Raw genomic sequence first — 17,477 nt, 5'->3', positions numbered from 1 at the left:
TTCTCACCGCGCAGCGGTACTTTCCTGGAAAAGCAACATGTCGTATACACCGATGAGCGATCTCGGGCAGCAAGGATTGTTCGATATCACTCGTACATTATTACAGCAGCCCGACCTGCAATCGCTGAGTGAGGCGCTTTCGCAGTTGGTAAAGCGCTCTGCGCTTGCCGACAGCGCGGCGATAGTGTTGTGGCAAGCCGAAACGCAGCGCGCATCGTATTACGCCACGCGCGAACAGGGTAAACCCGTCGCTTATGAGGATGAGACGGTGCTGGCTCACGGGCCGATTCGTCGGATCCTCTCCCGTCCTGACGCCCTGCACTGTCACTATACCGAGTTCAGCGAGACCTGGCCGCAACTGGCATCCGGCGGTCTGTATGAGCCCTTCGGGCATTACTGCCTGCTGCCGCTGGCGGCGGAAGGACGCATTTTCGGCGGCTGCGAGTTTACCCGCCGTGAAGCAAGTTCCTGGAGCGAAAAGGAGTACCAGCGCCTGCAAACCTTCACCCAGATCGTCGGCGTGGTGGCAGAGCAGATCCAGTGCCGGGTAACCAATAACGTCGATTACGAACTTCTGTGCCGGGAGCGCGATAACTTCCGTATTCTGGTCGCCATCACCAACGCGGTGCTCTCGCGTCTGGATATGGACGAACTGGTGAGCGAAGTCGCCAAAGAGATCCATCATTATTTCAACATTGACGACATCAGCATCGTTCTGCGCAGCCACCGGAAAAACAAACTCAATATCTATTCCACGCATTATCTCGATCAGAATCATCCCGCGCACGAACAGAGCGAGGTCGATGAAGCCGGTACCCTGACCGAACGGGTGTTTAAAAGCAAAGAGATGCTGCTGATCAACCTCAATGAACGGGATGCGCTGGCACCGTATGAACGGATGTTGTTTGAAACCTGGGGTAATCAGATCCAGACGCTGTGCCTGTTGCCGCTGATGTCAGGCAATAGCATGGTCGGGGTGCTGAAACTGGCGCAGTGCGAAGAAAAAGTGTTTACCACCGCCAACCTGAAGCTGCTGCGCCAGATTGCCGAACGTGTGGCGATCGCCGTCGATAACGCGCGGGCGTATCAGGAAATCCACCGTCTGAAAGAACGTCTGGTGGACGAGAACCTGGCGCTGACCGAACAGCTCAACAACGTCGACAGTGAGTTCGGCGAGATCATCGGTCGCAGCGAGGCAATGTACAGCGTGCTGAAGCAGGTAGAGATGGTCGCGCAAAGCGACAGTACGGTGCTGATCCTCGGTGAAACCGGTACCGGGAAGGAGTTGATTGCCCGGGCGATTCATAACCTGAGCGGCCGCAACGCACGCCGCATGGTGAAAATGAACTGCGCGGCAATGCCCGCCGGACTGCTGGAAAGCGATCTGTTCGGTCATGAGCGCGGGGCGTTTACCGGCGCCAGCGCGCAGCGGATAGGCCGTTTTGAGCTGGCGGATAAAAGTTCCCTGTTTCTGGATGAAGTGGGCGATATGCCGCTGGAGTTGCAGCCGAAACTGTTGCGCGTGTTACAGGAGCAGGAATTTGAACGGCTGGGCAGCAACAAACTGATCCAGACCGATGTGCGCCTGATTGCCGCCACTAACCGCGATCTGAAAAAAATGGTTCTCGACCGCGAGTTTCGCAGCGACCTTTACTACCGGCTGAACGTTTTTCCGATCCAGTTGCCGCCGTTGCGCGAGCGCCCGGAAGATATTCCACTGCTGGTCAAAGCGTTTACCTTTAAGATCGCCCGCCGTCTGGGACGCAATATCGACAGTATTCCGGCGGAAACCCTGCGTACGCTTAGCAGTATGGAGTGGCCGGGTAACGTACGTGAACTGGAAAACGTTATTGAGCGCGCCGTACTGCTCACCAGAGGCAACGTGCTTCAGCTCTCGCTGCCGGATATGGGAATGCTCACGCCTCACACGCCGCCGGTGGCGACCGAAGTGGCGCAGGACGGCGAGGATGAGTACCAGTTGATTATGCGCGTATTAAAAGAGACCAACGGCGTGGTTGCTGGGCCGAAAGGCGCAGCCCAGCGTCTGGGCCTGAAGCGCACAACCCTGCTGTCGCGCATGAAAAGACTGGGGATTGATAAGGACGCGCTGGTGTAAAAGGTCATTGACGAATAAGGCGCATGCGCCTTATTCGCCCCACCCGGTCAGTCCTCTTCCCTGCGCTTCTTACGCTGAAATTTTTCGGGCAGCGCCGGAACGGGACGTTTATCGTCAATCAAATGCTGAACGGTGAGGATCGGATGCCGCCAGAGCATTCTCGGCCCCGCCCAGCGCATGATCTGCTTCATTTCCTCGCGCTTAGCGGGCTGGTAACAGTGCACCGGACACTGTTTACAGGCCGGTTTTTCCTCGCCAAACACGCATCTGTCCAGCCGCTTTTGCGCATAGGCGAACAGCGCGTCATAGTGCCCTGATTCGTCAGACGCCTGCGGACACTGGCTTTCGTATAGCGCGATCATCTTTTTAATCGTCAATTTTTCACGAGCAATACGCTTGCCGGTCATGATGTGCCCTCCGCGGCATTAAGATGCATTTATTCTACAACTTAACTATTCACGACACTATCCCCCGAAGGTGACAGGTTCCTTACCGGTCAGTCAAATAAGAATTATTTTCATTTAACTGTATCTTATCTATACCTTGTGCTATATAACATAGCAAAGGCTATATTCGATGAATAATTAACCACTTTATTATGAGGGATACTATGCCGCACCTGCCCCGTTTAACATCGCTCCTGTTCACTGGCGCACTTGCCGTTTTTGCGCTGTCGCCTGCGTATGCAAAAGAGAAATTCAAAGTCATTACCACCTTCACGGTGATCGCTGACATGGCGCGAAATGTCGCGGACGATGCGGCAGACGTCAGTTCCATCACCAAGCCCGGCGCAGAAATTCATGAGTATCAACCCACGCCTGGCGACATTAAACGGGCGCAGGGCGCGCAGTTGATCCTCTCTAATGGCCTGAATCTGGAACTGTGGTTTGCCCGCTTTTACCAGCATTTGGACGGCGTACCGGAAGTCACGGTCTCAAACGGCGTGAAGCCAATGGGCATCAGCGAAGGTCCCTATAACGGGAAGCCTAATCCGCACGCGTGGATGTCGGCAGAAAACGCCTTAATCTATGTCGATAATATTCGCGCTGCACTGGTGAAATACGATCCGGACAACGCCGCGGTTTACCAGAAAAACGCCGAGACCTATAAAGCGGAAATCCGCAAGGCGCTGGCTCCGTTACAGGCCGAACTGGCGAAGATCCCCGCCGACAAACGCTGGTTGGTCACCAGCGAAGGGGCTTTCTCTTACCTTGCGCGCGATAACGGGCTGAAAGAGCTTTATCTCTGGCCAATCAACGCCGATCAGCAGGGCACGCCGAAGCAGGTGCGCAAAGTGATCGACGCCATCAAAGCACACCACATCCCTACGGTATTCAGTGAAAGCACCGTCCCGGATAAACCTGCCCGCCAGGTGGCGCGGGAATCCGGCGCACACTATGGCGGCGTGCTGTATGTCGACTCCCTGAGCGCGGCAGACGGTCCGGTTCCGACCTATCTCGAGCTGCTGCGCGTCACCACTGAAACCATCGTCAAGGGGATTAACGACGGTCTGAGGAGCCAACCATGAGTCCATCTGCGATTACCGTGAATCAGCTGACGGTGACGTATCGCAACGGTCACACCGCGCTGCGGGATGCTACGTTTCAGGTGCCGGGCGGCTCCATCGCCGCGCTGGTCGGGGTGAACGGCTCGGGAAAATCGACGCTGTTTAAGGCGCTAATGGGCTTTGTCCGGCTGGCTGCAGGGAATATCGCCATTCTGCAACAGCCGGTGAGCAAGGCGCTGAAGCACAATCTTATCGCTTATGTGCCGCAGTCCGAAGAAGTGGACTGGTCTTTTCCGGTGCTGGTGGAAGATGTGGTGATGATGGGACGCTACGGTCACATGGGCTGGCTGCGGCGAGCGAGCGCGGAAGATCATGCGCGCGTCGATGCGGCGCTGGCACGGGTAGATATGCTGGCGTACCGCCACCGCCAGATTGGTGAACTGTCCGGCGGGCAAAAAAAACGCGTATTTCTTGCCAGAGCGATCGCCCAGGAGGGTCAGGTGATCCTGCTGGATGAACCTTTCACCGGTGTGGACGTTAAAACCGAAGCCCGCATTATTGCGCTGTTGCGTGAACTGCGCGACGAGGGGCGCACCATGCTGGTATCGACGCATAATCTCGGCTCGGTAACCGAGTTTTGCGATTACACCGTGATGATCAAAGGCACGGTGCTGGCTAGCGGCCCTACCGATACCACCTTTACCGCCGAAAACCTGGAACTGGCGTTCAGCGGCGTTTTGCGACACGTCGCGCTCAGCGGCGGCGAAGAACATATCATTACTGATGATGAACGCCCGTTTATCGCCCGCCGTACGGTTGAGGGAGGCCAATGATGAACTGGCTGACCGAGCCGTTTGGCTATCAGTACATGCTCAATGCAATGTGGGTCTCGGCGATGGTCGGCGGCCTGTGCGCGTTTCTCTCCTGCTATTTGATGCTCAAGGGTTGGTCGCTGATTGGCGATGCGCTGTCGCATTCGATCGTGCCCGGCGTCGCCGGGGCGTATATGCTGGGTCTTCCCTTCTCTGTCGGCGCGTTTCTTTCCGGCGGCCTGGCGGCGGGCAGTATGTTGTTTCTTAATCAGCGCTCCCGGTTAAAAGAGGACGCCATTATCGGTCTGATTTTTTCCTCATTTTTTGGCATCGGACTGTTTATGGTGTCGCTAAACCCGATGTCGGTGAATATTCAGACGATAATTCTCGGTAACGTGCTGGCTATCGCGCCGGAAGACATTCTGCAGTTAGCAATTATCGGCGTGGTTTCTTTGCTCATCCTGTTGTTAAAGTGGAAAGACCTGATGGTCACCTTCTTTGATGAAAACCACGCCCGTTCGATTGGCCTGAACCCGGGTCGTCTGAAGCTGCTGTTTTTTACCCTGCTGTCGGTGTCGACCGTTGCCGCCCTGCAAACCGTTGGAGCCTTTCTGGTGATCTGCCTTGTGGTCACGCCCGGCGCAACGGCCTGGCTGTTAACCGACCGCTTTCCGCGTTTACTGACTCTCGCTGTCGCCATTGGCAGCCTGACCAGCTTCTTCGGCGCCTGGCTCAGCTACTGGCTGGACGGCGCCACCGGAGGAATTATCGTGGTCCTGCAAACATTACTGTTTTTGCTGGCGTTTATATTTGCGCCGAAGCACGGACTGCTCGCTAACCGACGTCGCGCACGCCTTAAGGAGACGTCATGTTCTTAAGCACACTGCTTGAGCCTTTTCAGTTCGACTTTATGCTGAACGCCCTTGCCATTTCCGTCATTGTCGCTATTCCCTGCGCGCTGCTGTCGGTCTTTCTGGTGCTGAAAGGCTGGGCGCTCATGGGTGATGCCATGAGTCACGCGGTGTTTCCGGGTATTGTGCTGGCGTATATCGTCGGTATTCCGCTGGCTATCGGCGCGTTTATCGCCGGGCTGTTTTGCGCTGTCGCCACGGGCTTTCTCGACGATAACAGCCGCATTAAACGCGATACCATCATGGGGATCGTATTCTCTGGTATGTTTGGCGCAGGGCTGGTGCTGTACGTGTCAATTCAGTCTGAAGTGCATCTGGACCATATTCTGTTCGGCGACATGCTTGGGGTATCGCTGGTCGATATTCTGCAAACCGCGCTTATTGCCCTGGGGATCGCACTGATTATCGGCGTAAAATGGAAAGATTTGCTGCTGCACGCTTTCGATCCCCATCAGGCGAAAGCCTGTGGGCTGAACACCACGCTGCTGCATTACGGTCTGCTGTGCATGATCGCCCTGACCATTGTCGCCACGTTAAAATCGGTCGGCATTATTTTGTCGATTTCTTTGCTGATCGCCCCTGGCGCGATTGCCATTCTGCTCACCCGCCGTTTTGGCCACGCGCTGTTGCTGGCGGTGTTGCTGTCGACGATCAGCGCGTTTCTCGGGGTCTATTTATCCTTTTTCTTAGACAGCGCCCCTGCGCCAACGATTGTTGTGCTGTTTACGGTGATTTTTATCGTCGCGTTTATTTATTCATCCCTTCGCGATCGGCGATCTGAAATGCGGAGCCGCCAGCCCGTCTGATTTCGTGGCATAAAGAGGATCGCGACGTAGCGCTCCTCTTTTACGCTGATAAAATCGTTGAATGACATCGTTCGTGACCAAATTCACAATTGAATGCACAAAGATTAGACAAAAAGAGAAAATAACATAATGTATATTCGTGACTAATGGAGAACGTACATTATGAACATCCTGACCACATCTTATAAAATGTCCAAATGGTTTAATATTGACACCGTTATTGTCAATCACCGTCCTTAACGCCACATACGCCTCCACCGCAATATCATTGCAGGCTATTTATTTAGCCAGTAACTGATATCCCATACTTGTTTTTATGATTTCTGTTTCACCGCAGCGGTTTTGACTCGCCCTGATAAATTGGCGAAGGTCAGTCGTTTCGGCGATCTACGGTTAATCATAAAGACGAATTCGTATTGCGTCAGAAAAGTGGTTTTCATATTTCATGAATAACCCCGGGAATCGCGCGCCCAAAATAAAGATTAAAGGATGACATCATGAATAACTTTAAACATCTGCCAGAACCTTTTCGTATTCGCGTTATTGAACCGGTAAAACGCACCACCCGGGAGCATCGTGACAATGCGATTATTAACGCCGGGATGAACCCCTTCCTGCTGGATAGCGAAGATGTCTTTATTGATCTGCTGACTGACAGCGGCACCGGCGCCGTCACGCAAAATATGCAGGCGGCAATGATGCGCGGCGATGAAGCTTACAGCGGCAGCCGAAGCTATTATGCGTTATGCAAAGCGGTGAACGATATTTTTGGTTATCAGTACACCATTCCAACGCACCAGGGGCGCGGCGCTGAACAAATCTACATTCCGGTGCTGATCAAAAAACGCGAGCAGGAAAAAGGCCTCGATCGCAGCAAAATGGTGGCTTTCTCCAACTATTTCTTCGACACCACCCAGGGTCATAGCCAGATTAACGGCTGTACCGTTCGCAACGTCTACATTAAGGAAGCGTTTGATACTGCCGTTCGCAATGACTTTAAGGGTGATTTTGATCTGCAGAGTCTGGAGCATGAAATTGAAACCGTCGGCCCGAATAATGTCCCTTATATCGTGGCGACCATTACCTGTAACTCGGCGGGTGGCCAGCCGGTTTCGCTCGCGAACCTGAAAGCGATGTACGCTATCGCGAAGAAGTACGATATTCCGGTGGTAATGGACTCGGCGCGCTTTGCGGAAAACGCCTGGTTTATTCAGCAACGGGAGCCGGGTTATCAGGACTGGACCATTGAAGAGATCACCCGCGAGACCTATAAGTATGCGGATATGCTCGCCATGTCAGCGAAGAAGGATGCCATGGTGCCAATGGGCGGGCTGCTGTGCATTAAAGACGACAGTTTCCTCGATGTGTATACCGAATGCAGGACAATTTGCGTGGTGCAGGAAGGCTTCCCGACATACGGCGGGCTGGAAGGCGGCGCAATGGAGCGTCTGGCCGCGGGCCTCTACGATGGGATGAACCAGGACTGGCTATCCTACCGCATCGCGCAGGTTCAGTACCTGGTAGACGGCCTGGAAGCCATCGGCGTGACCTGTCAGCAAGCGGGCGGGCATGCGGCATTCGTCGACGCCGGTAAGCTGCTGCCGCATATTCCTGCTGAGCAGTTCCCGGCCCAGGCGTTGGCCTGCGAACTGTATAAAGTCGCGGGCATTCGCGCCGTCGAGATTGGGTCATTCCTGCTTGGCCGCGATCCGAAAACCGGCAAGCAGCTACCGTGTCCGGCCGAGCTGCTGCGCTTAACCATCCCCCGCGCGACGTACACCCAAACGCATATGGACTTTATTATTGAAGCCTTCGGACACGTCAAAGAGAATGCCCATAATATTAAAGGGTTAACCTTCACCTACGAGCCAAAAGTCTTACGTCACTTTACCGCGCGACTCGCGGAAGTGTAATTAACCCTGACGCCAGCGGCGTTATCGCCTTGATAACGCCGCTGGCGAATTCAAGCCTGGCATTATTGTTATTCCTGACGACAACACCGACTTAGCCGTTATCATTAAGGGAACGCCATGGACGAAGACGCAAATAAAAAACACTCCTCATTTTGGGGAATTATGGTGATTGCCGGCACCGTTATTGGTGGCGGGATGTTTGCTTTACCGGTTGACCTTGCTGGCGCGTGGTTTTTCTGGGGGGCGTTTATTTTAATTATCTCCTGGTTTTCCATGTTGCATTCCGGGTTATTGTTATTAGAAGCCAACCTTAATTACCCCGTAGGATCCAGCTTTAACACGATTACGAAAGATTTAATAGGCGCGAAGTGGAACATCATCAGCGGCATCACCGTCGCTTTTGTGTTATATATTTTGACCTATGCCTATATTTCGGCGAACGGGGCAATCATTAGCGAAACCATTGCGATTAACACCGGCACACATGTGAACCCGAGGATCGTGGGCATAGGTAGCGCAATCTTCGTCGCCAGCATTTTGTGGATCAGTTCTCTCGCCGCAAGTCGCATCACCTCTTTTTTTCTCGGCATTAAGATCATTGCCTTTATCGTGGTGTTCGGCTCATTCTTCTTTCAGGTTGACTATTCCATTCTCAGGGACATCGCCGAGCCACAGGCCAATCGCACCTATCTGCCCTATATTTTGATGGCGGTTCCGGTCTGCCTGGCTTCGTTCGGTTTTCACGGCAATATTCCCAGCCTGATTATCTGTTACGGCAAGAGAAAGGATAAGCTGATCAAAAGCATCGTCTTTGGTTCACTGCTGGCGCTGGTGATTTATCTGTTCTGGCTGTACTGCACGATGGGCAATATTCATCGCAGCAACTTCAAGGAGATCATCGCCTCAGGCGGCAATGTTGATTCGCTGGTAAAGTCATTTTTAGGCACTAACCAACATGGCATTATCGAGTTTTTTCTGCTGATCTTTTCTAACCTTGCGGTAGCCAGTTCATTCTTTGGCGTCACGCTGGGGCTGTTCGACTACCTGGCGGATCTGTTCAAAATCGACAATTCCCCCCTCGGGCGATTCAAAACCCTGCTGTTTACCTTTTTACCTCCGGCTGCGTTGTACCTGCTGTTCCCAAACGGTTTTATCTACGCGATTGGCGGAGCCGGACTGTGTGCCACCATCTGGGCGGTTATCGTGCCGGCATTCCTTGCGCTGAAATCGCGTGAACGCTTTCCGGATAAAATGTTCACCGTATGGGGCGGCAGAGCGATCCCCATGGTGGTGATATTGTTCGGCATTACGGTCATTCTTTGCTGGTTCGGCAGCACCTTTAACCTCCTGCCACGGTTTGGCTAAACCGAAATGGAATGAGGATCGAGAAGTCTCGATCCTCGCTTTCCCTGAGTTGCTTATCTCCGTTATCATAAGCCCCTTATGTGATAACAACGAAAACGAAAAGCATCGCAATCCGTTTAAATTCAGGGAACTGGACACAACTTCATGAGTACAATCGATAATCTCGACGCCCATACCCCCATGATGCAGCAGTATCTCAAGCTGAAAGCCCAGCATCCTGAGATCCTGCTTTTTTACCGCATGGGTGACTTTTACGAACTGTTTTATGACGATGCGAAACGTGCGTCACAGTTGCTCGATATATCGCTGACCAAACGCGGCGCGTCGGCGGGCGAACCGATTCCAATGGCGGGCATCCCCCACCATGCCGTCGAAAACTATCTCGCGAAGCTGGTCAATCAGGGCGAATCAGTCGCTATTTGCGAACAGATTGGCGACCCGGCCACCAGCAAAGGTCCGGTTGAACGTAAGGTGGTTCGCATTGTCACGCCAGGCACCATCAGCGATGAAGCGCTGTTGCAGGAGCGCCAGGACAACCTGCTGGCCGCCATCTGGCAGGACAGCAAAGGCTACGGCTACGCGACGCTGGATATCAGCTCCGGGCGCTTTCGTCTGAGCGAACCCGCCGACCGCGAAACGATGGCTGCCGAGCTGCAACGCACCAACCCGGCAGAATTACTGTACGCGGAAGATTTCGCCGAGATGGCGCTGATTGAGGGGCGCCGTGGGTTGCGTCGTCGCCCACTATGGGAATTCGAGATTGATACCGCTCGCCAACAGCTTAATTTGCAGTTTGGCACCCGGGATCTGATCGGTTTCGGCGTCGAAAACGCGCCGCGTGGGCTTTGCGCCGCAGGATGCCTTTTGCAGTATGTGAAAGATACCCAACGCACCTCTCTGCCGCATATCCGTTCCATCACCATGGAGCGCCAGCAGGACAGCATCATTATGGATGCCGCTACGCGTCGTAATCTGGAAATCACCCAGAATCTGGCGGGCGGCGTGGACAATACGCTGGCCTCGGTGCTCGACTGCACCGTGACACCGATGGGCAGCCGTATGCTCAAACGCTGGCTGCATATGCCGGTGCGCGACATCAACATCCTCACCGAACGTCAGCAAACTATCGGCGCGTTACAGGATGCCACTGGCGACCTGCAACCGGTGCTGCGTCAGGTCGGTGATCTGGAGCGTATCCTCGCGCGTCTGGCCCTGCGAACCGCCCGTCCTCGCGATCTCGCCCGTATGCGTCACGCCTTCCAGCAGCTTCCGGAACTGCGCGCGCAACTGGAGTCGGTAAACAGCGCTCCCGTGCAGAGGCTGCGCGAAAAGATGGGCGAATTTGCTGAACTGCGCGATCTGCTGGAGCGCGCCATCATCGACGCGCCGCCGGTGCTGGTCCGTGACGGCGGCGTTATCGCACCGGGCTACAACGAAGAGCTGGACGAATGGCGCGCGCTGGCTGACGGCGCGACCGACTATCTCGACCGGCTGGAGATCCGCGAGCGCGAACGTACCGGACTGGACACCCTCAAAGTCGGTTTTAACGCCGTACACGGTTACTACATTCAGATTAGCCGCGGGCAGAGCCACCTGGCGCCAATCAACTACGTCCGCCGTCAGACGCTGAAAAACGCCGAGCGCTACATTATACCGGAGTTGAAAGAGTACGAAGATAAAGTGCTCACCTCTAAGGGCAAAGCGCTGGCGCTGGAAAAACAGCTTTATGACGAACTGTTCGACCTGCTGCTGCCACATCTGGCTGATCTGCAGCAAAGCGCTAATGCGCTGGCGGAACTCGACGTGCTGGTGAACCTGGCAGAGCGCGCTTACACACTCAACTATACCTGCCCTGTCTTCACCGATAAGCCGGGCATTCGCATTACCGAAGGCCGTCATCCGGTGGTTGAGCAGGTGCTCAATGAGCCGTTTATCGCCAACCCGCTGGATCTCACGCCGCAGCGGCGGATGTTGATTATCACCGGGCCGAACATGGGGGGTAAAAGCACCTATATGCGTCAGACCGCGCTGATCGCGCTGCTGGCATACATTGGCAGCTATGTGCCCGCCCAGAAAGTGGAGATTGGTCCGATTGATCGCATCTTCACCCGCGTCGGCGCGGCAGACGATCTGGCTTCCGGGCGTTCCACCTTCATGGTGGAGATGACTGAAACCGCCAACATTTTGCATAACGCCACCGAGAACAGCCTGGTGCTGATGGATGAAATCGGACGCGGCACCTCCACTTACGACGGCCTGTCGCTGGCATGGGCCTGTGCGGAAAACCTGGCGAATAAGATCAAGGCGCTGACGCTGTTTGCGACACACTACTTCGAGCTGACCCAATTACCGGAAAAAATGGAAGGGGTAGCCAATGTCCATCTGGATGCGCTGGAACATGGCGATACCATCGCCTTTATGCACAGCGTGCAGGACGGCGCGGCCAGCAAAAGCTATGGTCTGGCGGTGGCGGCGCTGGCGGGTGTGCCGAAAGAGGTGATTAAGCGCGCGCGCCAGAAGTTACGCGAGCTGGAAAGCATTTCGCCGAACGCTGCCGCTACGCAGGTCGATGGCACGCAGATGTCCCTGCTGTCGATGCCAGAAGACACTTCTCCTGCCGTGGAAGCGCTGGAAAATCTCGATCCGGATTCGCTGACGCCGCGCCAGGCGCTGGAGTGGATTTATCGGCTCAAGAGCCTGGTGTAACCGTTATCGCCCGGTGGCGTTGCGCTTATCGGGCCTACGGCGTTAAGAATTCGTAGGCCCGATAAAGCGTCGCTGCTATCCGGTTCTGTATTAACGCTTATCTTCCGCCAGCAACGGCGGGATAGCAGGCACCATCGGCGCGTCGTCGATATCCTTCTGCGTCATGCGAAACGCCTCGGGATAATGCTCGCGGCGGGTACGGCGTAGCGGTTCGGTATCGCGCCAGGTATACAGGCAATGCTGACACTGGTAAACCGTCCAGACCCCCTTCACCGGCGAGGTCGCCATCACTTCAATCTGCTCATCGGCACAACGTGGACAAATCATCTGCTCCTCCTTATTTACGGTTAGCCAGCATGGCGGTCAGTTTCTCCGCCCAGGCTTTGGTTTCCGGGAGATCGCAGACCGGCTGGCTGTAATGTCCGCGGTTGTCCGGCGCAACCGGCGTGGTGGCGTCAATAATCAGCTTGTCGGTGATCCCCGCCGGACTTGAACCGGGATCCAGCTCCAGCACCGACATATTCGGCAACTGCACCAAATCTCCCGCTGGATTGACCTTCGACGACAGCGCCCACATCACCTGCGGCAGGTTGAACGGATCGACATCTTCGTCAACCATAATCACCATCTTCACGTAGCCGAGACCGTGCGGCGTGGTCATCGCGCGCAGGCCCACGGCGCGGGCAAAACCGCCGTAGCGCTTTTTGGTCGAAATAATCGCCAGCAGGCCGTGGGTGTACATCGCGTTTACCGCCTGAACCTCCGGGAATTCCGCTTTCAGTTGCTGATACAGCGGTACGCAGGTCGCCGGTCCCATCAGATAGTCGATTTCAGTCCATGGCATCCCGAGATAAAGCGACTCAAAAATCGGTTTGCTGCGGTAAGAGACTTTATCAATACGCACCACCGTCATATTGCGTCCGCCGGAGTAGTGGCCGGTAAACTCCCCGAACGGCCCTTCGATCTCGCGCTTACGGCTTTCGATGACGCCCTCGAGGATCACTTCGGAGCCCCAGGGTACGTCAAAGCCGGTCAGCGGGGCGGTGGCGATGGGATACGGGCTTTCGCGCAGCGCGCCGGCCATTTCATACTCCGACTGATCGTACTTCAGCGGTGTGGCGCCCATCAGAGTGATGATCGGATCATTACCGAGGGTAATCGCAATCGGCAGATCCTCACCGCGCTCTTCCGCTTTATGCAGATGCAGCGCGATGTCATGCATCGGCACCGGTTGCAGACCAAGTTTGCGCTTGCCTTTGACTTCCATGCGGTAAATCCCGACGTTTTGCTTGCCGAAGTTGTCCGGGTCAAGCGGATCGCGGGAGACCACGCAGGCTTTATCGAGGTAAAAACCGCCGTCACCGTCGTTCAGTCGAAACAGCGGCAGGATGTCGAAAAGGTTGATCGCATCGCCGTCGACGGTGTTTTCCGCCCATGCTGGATTCGCCCGGCGTTCCGGCGCAACGGGAAAGTGATCCCAGCGACGAATAAACTCATCGATTTGCTTTTTTACCGGCGTATTCAGTGGCAAGCCCAGTGAGATCGCGTGGTTTTGCCACGAACCGATGGTGTTCATCGCCACGCGCGCGTCGGTGAAGCCACGAATGTTATCAAACCACAGCGCGGGCGCGCCGTCGCCAATACGTCCGGTGGCGTTAGCGGCTGCCGCCAGATCCGGCTCGGCGCTCACTTCTTCACCGATCTTCAGCAGTTGCCCCTGCTCGTCCAGCGCCTGTAAAAAGCTGCGTAAATCATCAAATGCCATTATTCATTCTCCTGAGAAAAATTCCGCTCCTGCTGCAACCCCTGCCAGCGGCGGGCGTGGGGATGCTCAAGCGCGAACTGGTCGAGTACGCGCGCCACGATATGCTGAGTGATGTCATCTACGGTTTGTGGATGGTTGTAGAACGCGGGCATCGGCGGCACCATCGCCACGCCCATGCGGGATAAGGCAAGCATGTTCTCCAGATGCAGGGTGCTAAGCGGCATTTCGCGCGGCACCAGCACCAGTTTGCGCCCCTCTTTCAGCACCACGTCGGCAGCGCGCCCCACCAGGCCTTCGGCATAGCCTGCGCGAATACCGGCCAACGTTTTCATACTGCACGGAATGACGATCATGCCGTCGGTACGAAAGGATCCCGAGGAGATCGTGGCCGCCTGATCCGCCGGGCTATGACAGTAATCAGCCAGTGCCGCAACGTCCCGCGCCCGCCAGGGCGTTTCCAGCTCAATGGTGGTTTTGGCCCACTTTGACATCACCAGATGCGTTTCCACCTCCGGCATCTGCCGCAACACCTGAAGCAGCGCCACGCCAAGCGGCGCGCCTGTTGCGCCGGTCATCCCAACAATCAGTCTCATTCATCGCCTCAATATTGTTCGTATACGAACGTTTGCATTAAAATACGCCAGCGATGAAGTAACAACAAGATCCTGAAAATTGCACCGCACGGATCGCTTAAAACGGCTGCATTAAAAAACCGGTAAGAAACCGCTATGATAGAAGCCGATACGCAAACCGGAGTTCCCATGGCGTTACGAAACACAGCGTTTCACCTGTTACGGCAGCTTTTTCAGCAGCATACCGCACGCTGGCAGCATGAATTACCGGAGCTGACCAAACCTCAGTACGCCGTCATGCGCGCTATTGCCGAGCGCCCTGGCATTGAGCAGGTCGACCTCACCGAGGCTGCGGTAAGTACGAAAGCTACGCTGGCGGAGATGCTAAGCCGAATGGAAAAACGCGGGCTGGTGAGGCGAGAAAACGATCCGCTGGATAAACGTCGACGCTTTGTTTTTCTCACTGCGCAGGGCGAAGCGTTGCTGACAACGACGATGCCGCTGGGCAACCGCGTGGATGAGGAATTTCTGGGGCGGCTAAGCGAAGAAGAGCGCGAACAGTTCACGCGCCTGGTGCGTAAAATGATGGAATGATTTTCCTGGCGCGGCTCACGCCTTATCCGGCCTGAAGCCCGTTCCCCTGGACTTGCCGGACAATCCCCAAAAAAAAGACCAGCCTCACAGAGACTGGTCTTTCTTGATGGAACTTTGCTTACTCGCGGAACAGCGCTTCGATATTCAGTCCCTGAGTCTGCAAAATTTCCCGCAGACGACGCAGACCTTCAACCTGAATCTGACGAACACGTTCACGCGTGAGACCAATTTCGCGGCCCACATCTTCCAGTGTCGCAGCTTCATAACCCAGCAGACCGAAACGACGTGCCAGCACTTCACGCTGTTTGGCGTTCAGTTCGAACAGCCATTTGACGATACTCTGCTTCATATCGTCATCCTGCGTGGTGTCTTCCGGACCGTTGTCTTTTTCATCGGCCAGGATGTCCAGCAACGCTTTTTCGGAGTCGCCACCCAACGGGGTGTCCACCGAGGTAATGCGCTCGTTAAGACGAAGCATACGGCTAACGTCATCAACCGGTTTATCCAGTTGCTCTGCGATTTCTTCCGCGCTCGGTTCGTGGTCCAGCTTATGGGACAACTCACGGGCGGTACGCAGGTAAACGTTCAGCTCTTTTACAATGTGAATAGGCAGTCGAATGGTACGGGTTTGGTTCATAATCGCCCGTTCAATCGTCTGGCGAATCCACCAGGTTGCGTATGTTGAGAAGCGGAACCCGCGTTCCGGGTCAAACTTCTCGACGGCACGGATAAGCCCCAGATTGCCCTCTTCGATCAGGTCCAGCAACGCCAGACCACGATTGCCGTATCGGCGGGCAATTTTCACCACCAGACGCAGGTTGCTTTCAATCATCCGACGGCGTGAGGCAACATCTCCGCGCAGTGCGCGACGCGCGAAATACACTTCTTCTTCGGCTGTTAGCAGTGGCGAATATCCGATTTCACCAAGGTAAAGCTGAGTCGCGTCCAACACACGCTGTGTGGCCCCCTGCGATAACAGCTCCTCTTCAGCCAACTCGTTATCACTGGGTTCCTCTTCAACTAAGGCTTTTTCGTCAAAAACCTCAACTCCGTTCTCATCAAATTCCGCGTCTTCATTTAAATCATGAACTTTCAGCGTATTCTGACTCATAAGGTGGCTCCTACCCGTGATCCCTTGACGGAACTAGCAAGTGTCAGCCAGGTTCCGTCGATTTATCGCTGCGGTAAATAACGCAGCGGGTTTACGGATTTCCCCTTGTAACGAATTTCAAAATGCAAGCGTGTAGAACTGGTTCCGGTGCTACCCATGGTCGCTATTTTTTGCCCCGCCTTCACTTCCTGTTGTTCCCGGACCAGCATTGTATCGTTATGGGCGTAGGCACTCAGGTAATCATCGTTATGTTTGATGATAATAAGATTACCGTAACCGCGCAGCGCGTTACCGGCATACACGACGCGGCCATCTGCGGTCGCGACAATTGCCTGTCCTTTGCTGCCTGCAATGTCGATCCCTTTATTGCCCCCTTCGGTAGCGCCAAAGTTTTCGATCACTTTGCCTTCCGTCGGCCAGCGCCATGTTGAAATTGGCGAACTGGTAGACGTACTGCTTGCAGTCGATTCGGTTGTGCTAACCGCCGGAGCCGTTACAGGCGCTGTGACAACTGTCCCAGCAGGCTTGTTGTTAGGCAACATTTTGTTAGCACTTTGTTCACCTGAATTCTCAGAATACGTAATTGTCGGTTTCGACGCAACAGCGACGGCGGAATTTTGTGCAGGGTTGGTCACAACTCCTTGCGCGGCCGCATCGGCCTGGGTGATCGCATTTCCGCCCGTGATTGGCGCACCGGACGCGTTGCCGACCTGGAGGGTCTGCCCAACATTCAGGCCATACGGGGCCGGAATGTTATTCCGTTGCGCAAGATCGCGGAAGTCGTTGCCGGTGATCCACGCGATATAAAATAGCGTATCGCCCTTTTTAACGGTGTAGGTACTGCCGCCGGTATAGCTACCTTTCGGAATGTTCCCATACTGACGATTGTACACAATACGACCGTTTTCCATCTGAACGGGTTGCTCCGCAACGGGCTGGATTTGCGTCGGTTGACTCACCGGACGCTGGACCGGCTGAATTTGCGGCGTTTGCTGCTGTGCGGTATTCGCGCTCCCCATTGTCGGCGGGGGCGTAATCAGCATCCCAGAATTCGTGTTCGCAGGGGCGCTGCCATTAACGGAACTGACTGGCGCTGGCGGATTAGAGGAATTTGAACAGCCTGCCAGCCATAACGAAACCAGTGACAATGCCGCGATGCGGCTGACGGTGAATTTTGGGCTTCCCGCGCTCATTTATCCCCCAGGAAAAAATTGGTTAACAACTAGTGACATAATAACCATGAAAGCACTGGAAAACGTCTTCACAATACGCTGACCTGTTGCAAAATAACCAGGAAAA

The 17,477-nt window shown here is 54.9% G+C and carries 16 protein-coding genes; 10 read left to right on the top strand and 6 right to left on the bottom strand.

The genetic code is table 11. The features are described 5' to 3' along the window. The first annotated feature begins 37 nt into the window (after positions 1 to 37). Entirely contained in the window at positions 38 to 2,116 is a 2,079-nt protein-coding gene (gene flhA / locus APU02_RS04645; protein ID WP_060569406.1) for a formate hydrogenlyase transcriptional activator FlhA, read from the top strand. A gap of 47 nt (positions 2,117 to 2,163) precedes the next feature. On the opposite strand, the gene APU02_RS04640 is transcribed toward flhA, so the two are convergent. Continuing rightward, entirely contained in the window at positions 2,164 to 2,523 is a 360-nt protein-coding gene (locus tag APU02_RS04640) for a nitrous oxide-stimulated promoter family protein (RefSeq protein ID WP_060569405.1), read from the bottom strand. A 203-nt stretch (positions 2,524 to 2,726) separates the two neighbouring features. Between APU02_RS04640 and sitA the strand changes: the two genes are divergently transcribed. The 7 genes from sitA to mutS all read left to right on the top strand — a co-directional run bounded on the left by sitA (position 2,727) and on the right by mutS (position 12,136). Continuing rightward, complete coding sequence (gene sitA / locus APU02_RS04635; protein WP_060569404.1) at positions 2,727 to 3,644, top strand: iron/manganese ABC transporter substrate-binding protein SitA; 918 nt, start codon at positions 2,727 to 2,729, stop codon at positions 3,642 to 3,644. Next, positions 3,641 to 4,456, top strand: coding sequence for an iron/manganese ABC transporter ATP-binding protein SitB (gene sitB / locus APU02_RS04630; RefSeq protein ID WP_042288665.1), 816 nt, complete (start codon positions 3,641 to 3,643; stop codon positions 4,454 to 4,456). Before sitA ends, sitB begins: the two co-directional genes overlap by 4 nt. Next, the gene (gene sitC / locus APU02_RS04625; RefSeq protein ID WP_060569428.1) at positions 4,456 to 5,313 is read left to right on the top strand and encodes an iron/manganese ABC transporter permease subunit SitC; all 858 of its coding nucleotides are present in this window, start codon (positions 4,456 to 4,458) and stop codon (positions 5,311 to 5,313) included. Before sitB ends, sitC begins: the two co-directional genes overlap by 1 nt. After that, positions 5,304 to 6,152 carry an iron/manganese ABC transporter permease subunit SitD gene (gene sitD, locus APU02_RS04620; protein WP_060569403.1) on the top strand — a complete coding sequence of 283 codons (849 nt, stop codon included), beginning with the start codon at positions 5,304 to 5,306 and terminating at the stop codon, positions 6,150 to 6,152. The genes sitC and sitD overlap by 10 nt, the downstream gene beginning before the upstream one ends. 497 nt (positions 6,153 to 6,649) lie before the next feature. Further along, positions 6,650 to 8,065: a tryptophanase gene (gene tnaA / locus APU02_RS04615; protein ID WP_042288670.1), complete on the top strand. Its 1,416-nt coding sequence runs from the start codon at positions 6,650 to 6,652 to the stop codon at positions 8,063 to 8,065. Between the two features lie 117 nt (positions 8,066 to 8,182). Continuing rightward, entirely contained in the window at positions 8,183 to 9,430 is a 1,248-nt protein-coding gene (tnaB, locus tag APU02_RS04610) for a low affinity tryptophan permease TnaB (protein ID WP_060569402.1), read from the top strand. A 144-nt stretch (positions 9,431 to 9,574) separates the two neighbouring features. Continuing rightward, positions 9,575 to 12,136: a DNA mismatch repair protein MutS gene (gene mutS, locus APU02_RS04605; RefSeq protein WP_060569401.1), complete on the top strand. Its 2,562-nt coding sequence runs from the start codon at positions 9,575 to 9,577 to the stop codon at positions 12,134 to 12,136. Between the two features lie 90 nt (positions 12,137 to 12,226). Here the strand turns inward: mutS and APU02_RS04600 are convergent, their stop codons facing one another. Genes APU02_RS04600 through APU02_RS04590 form a run of 3 tightly spaced genes read right to left on the bottom strand, consistent with a single transcriptional unit; the run spans position 12,227 to position 14,494 of the window. Further along, positions 12,227 to 12,463, bottom strand: a complete 237-nt coding sequence (locus APU02_RS04600; protein WP_060569400.1) for a non-oxidative hydroxyarylic acid decarboxylases subunit D — start codon at positions 12,461 to 12,463, stop codon at positions 12,227 to 12,229. A 10-nt stretch (positions 12,464 to 12,473) separates the two neighbouring features. Next, the gene (locus APU02_RS04595; protein WP_060569399.1) at positions 12,474 to 13,901 is read right to left on the bottom strand and encodes a non-oxidative hydroxyarylic acid decarboxylases subunit C; all 1,428 of its coding nucleotides are present in this window, start codon (positions 13,899 to 13,901) and stop codon (positions 12,474 to 12,476) included. Beyond that, positions 13,901 to 14,494, bottom strand: a complete 594-nt coding sequence (locus tag APU02_RS04590) for a non-oxidative hydroxyarylic acid decarboxylases subunit B (protein ID WP_060569398.1) — start codon at positions 14,492 to 14,494, stop codon at positions 13,901 to 13,903. The genes APU02_RS04595 and APU02_RS04590 overlap by 1 nt, the downstream gene beginning before the upstream one ends. Positions 14,495 to 14,662: 168 nt before the next feature. Between APU02_RS04590 and APU02_RS04585 the strand changes: the two genes are divergently transcribed. Further along, positions 14,663 to 15,067, top strand: coding sequence for a MarR family winged helix-turn-helix transcriptional regulator (locus APU02_RS04585; protein WP_060569397.1), 405 nt, complete (start codon positions 14,663 to 14,665; stop codon positions 15,065 to 15,067). A 118-nt stretch (positions 15,068 to 15,185) separates the two neighbouring features. Here the strand turns inward: APU02_RS04585 and rpoS are convergent, their stop codons facing one another. Continuing rightward, the gene (gene rpoS / locus APU02_RS04580) at positions 15,186 to 16,178 is read right to left on the bottom strand and encodes an RNA polymerase sigma factor RpoS (RefSeq protein WP_042288692.1); all 993 of its coding nucleotides are present in this window, start codon (positions 16,176 to 16,178) and stop codon (positions 15,186 to 15,188) included. Positions 16,179 to 16,240: 62 nt separating this feature from the next. Beyond that, complete coding sequence (gene nlpD / locus APU02_RS04575) at positions 16,241 to 17,326, bottom strand: murein hydrolase activator NlpD (protein ID WP_233459309.1); 1,086 nt, start codon at positions 17,324 to 17,326, stop codon at positions 16,241 to 16,243. Between nlpD and APU02_RS26855 the strand changes: the two genes are divergently transcribed. After that, positions 17,232 to 17,453 carry a hypothetical protein gene (locus APU02_RS26855; protein WP_229264090.1) on the top strand — a complete coding sequence of 74 codons (222 nt, stop codon included), beginning with the start codon at positions 17,232 to 17,234 and terminating at the stop codon, positions 17,451 to 17,453. The two genes, nlpD and APU02_RS26855, sit on opposite strands and share 95 nt — an antisense overlap. The last annotated feature ends 24 nt before the right edge of the window (positions 17,454 to 17,477 follow it).

Source organism: Citrobacter sp. 50677481, from assembly GCF_001463265.1.
In the GTDB taxonomy this organism is placed as follows: domain Bacteria; phylum Pseudomonadota; class Gammaproteobacteria; order Enterobacterales; family Enterobacteriaceae; genus Citrobacter_A; species Citrobacter_A sedlakii.
Note: the sequence above shows the minus strand (reverse complement) of the source record. Positions and strands in the feature narration are given on the sequence as shown.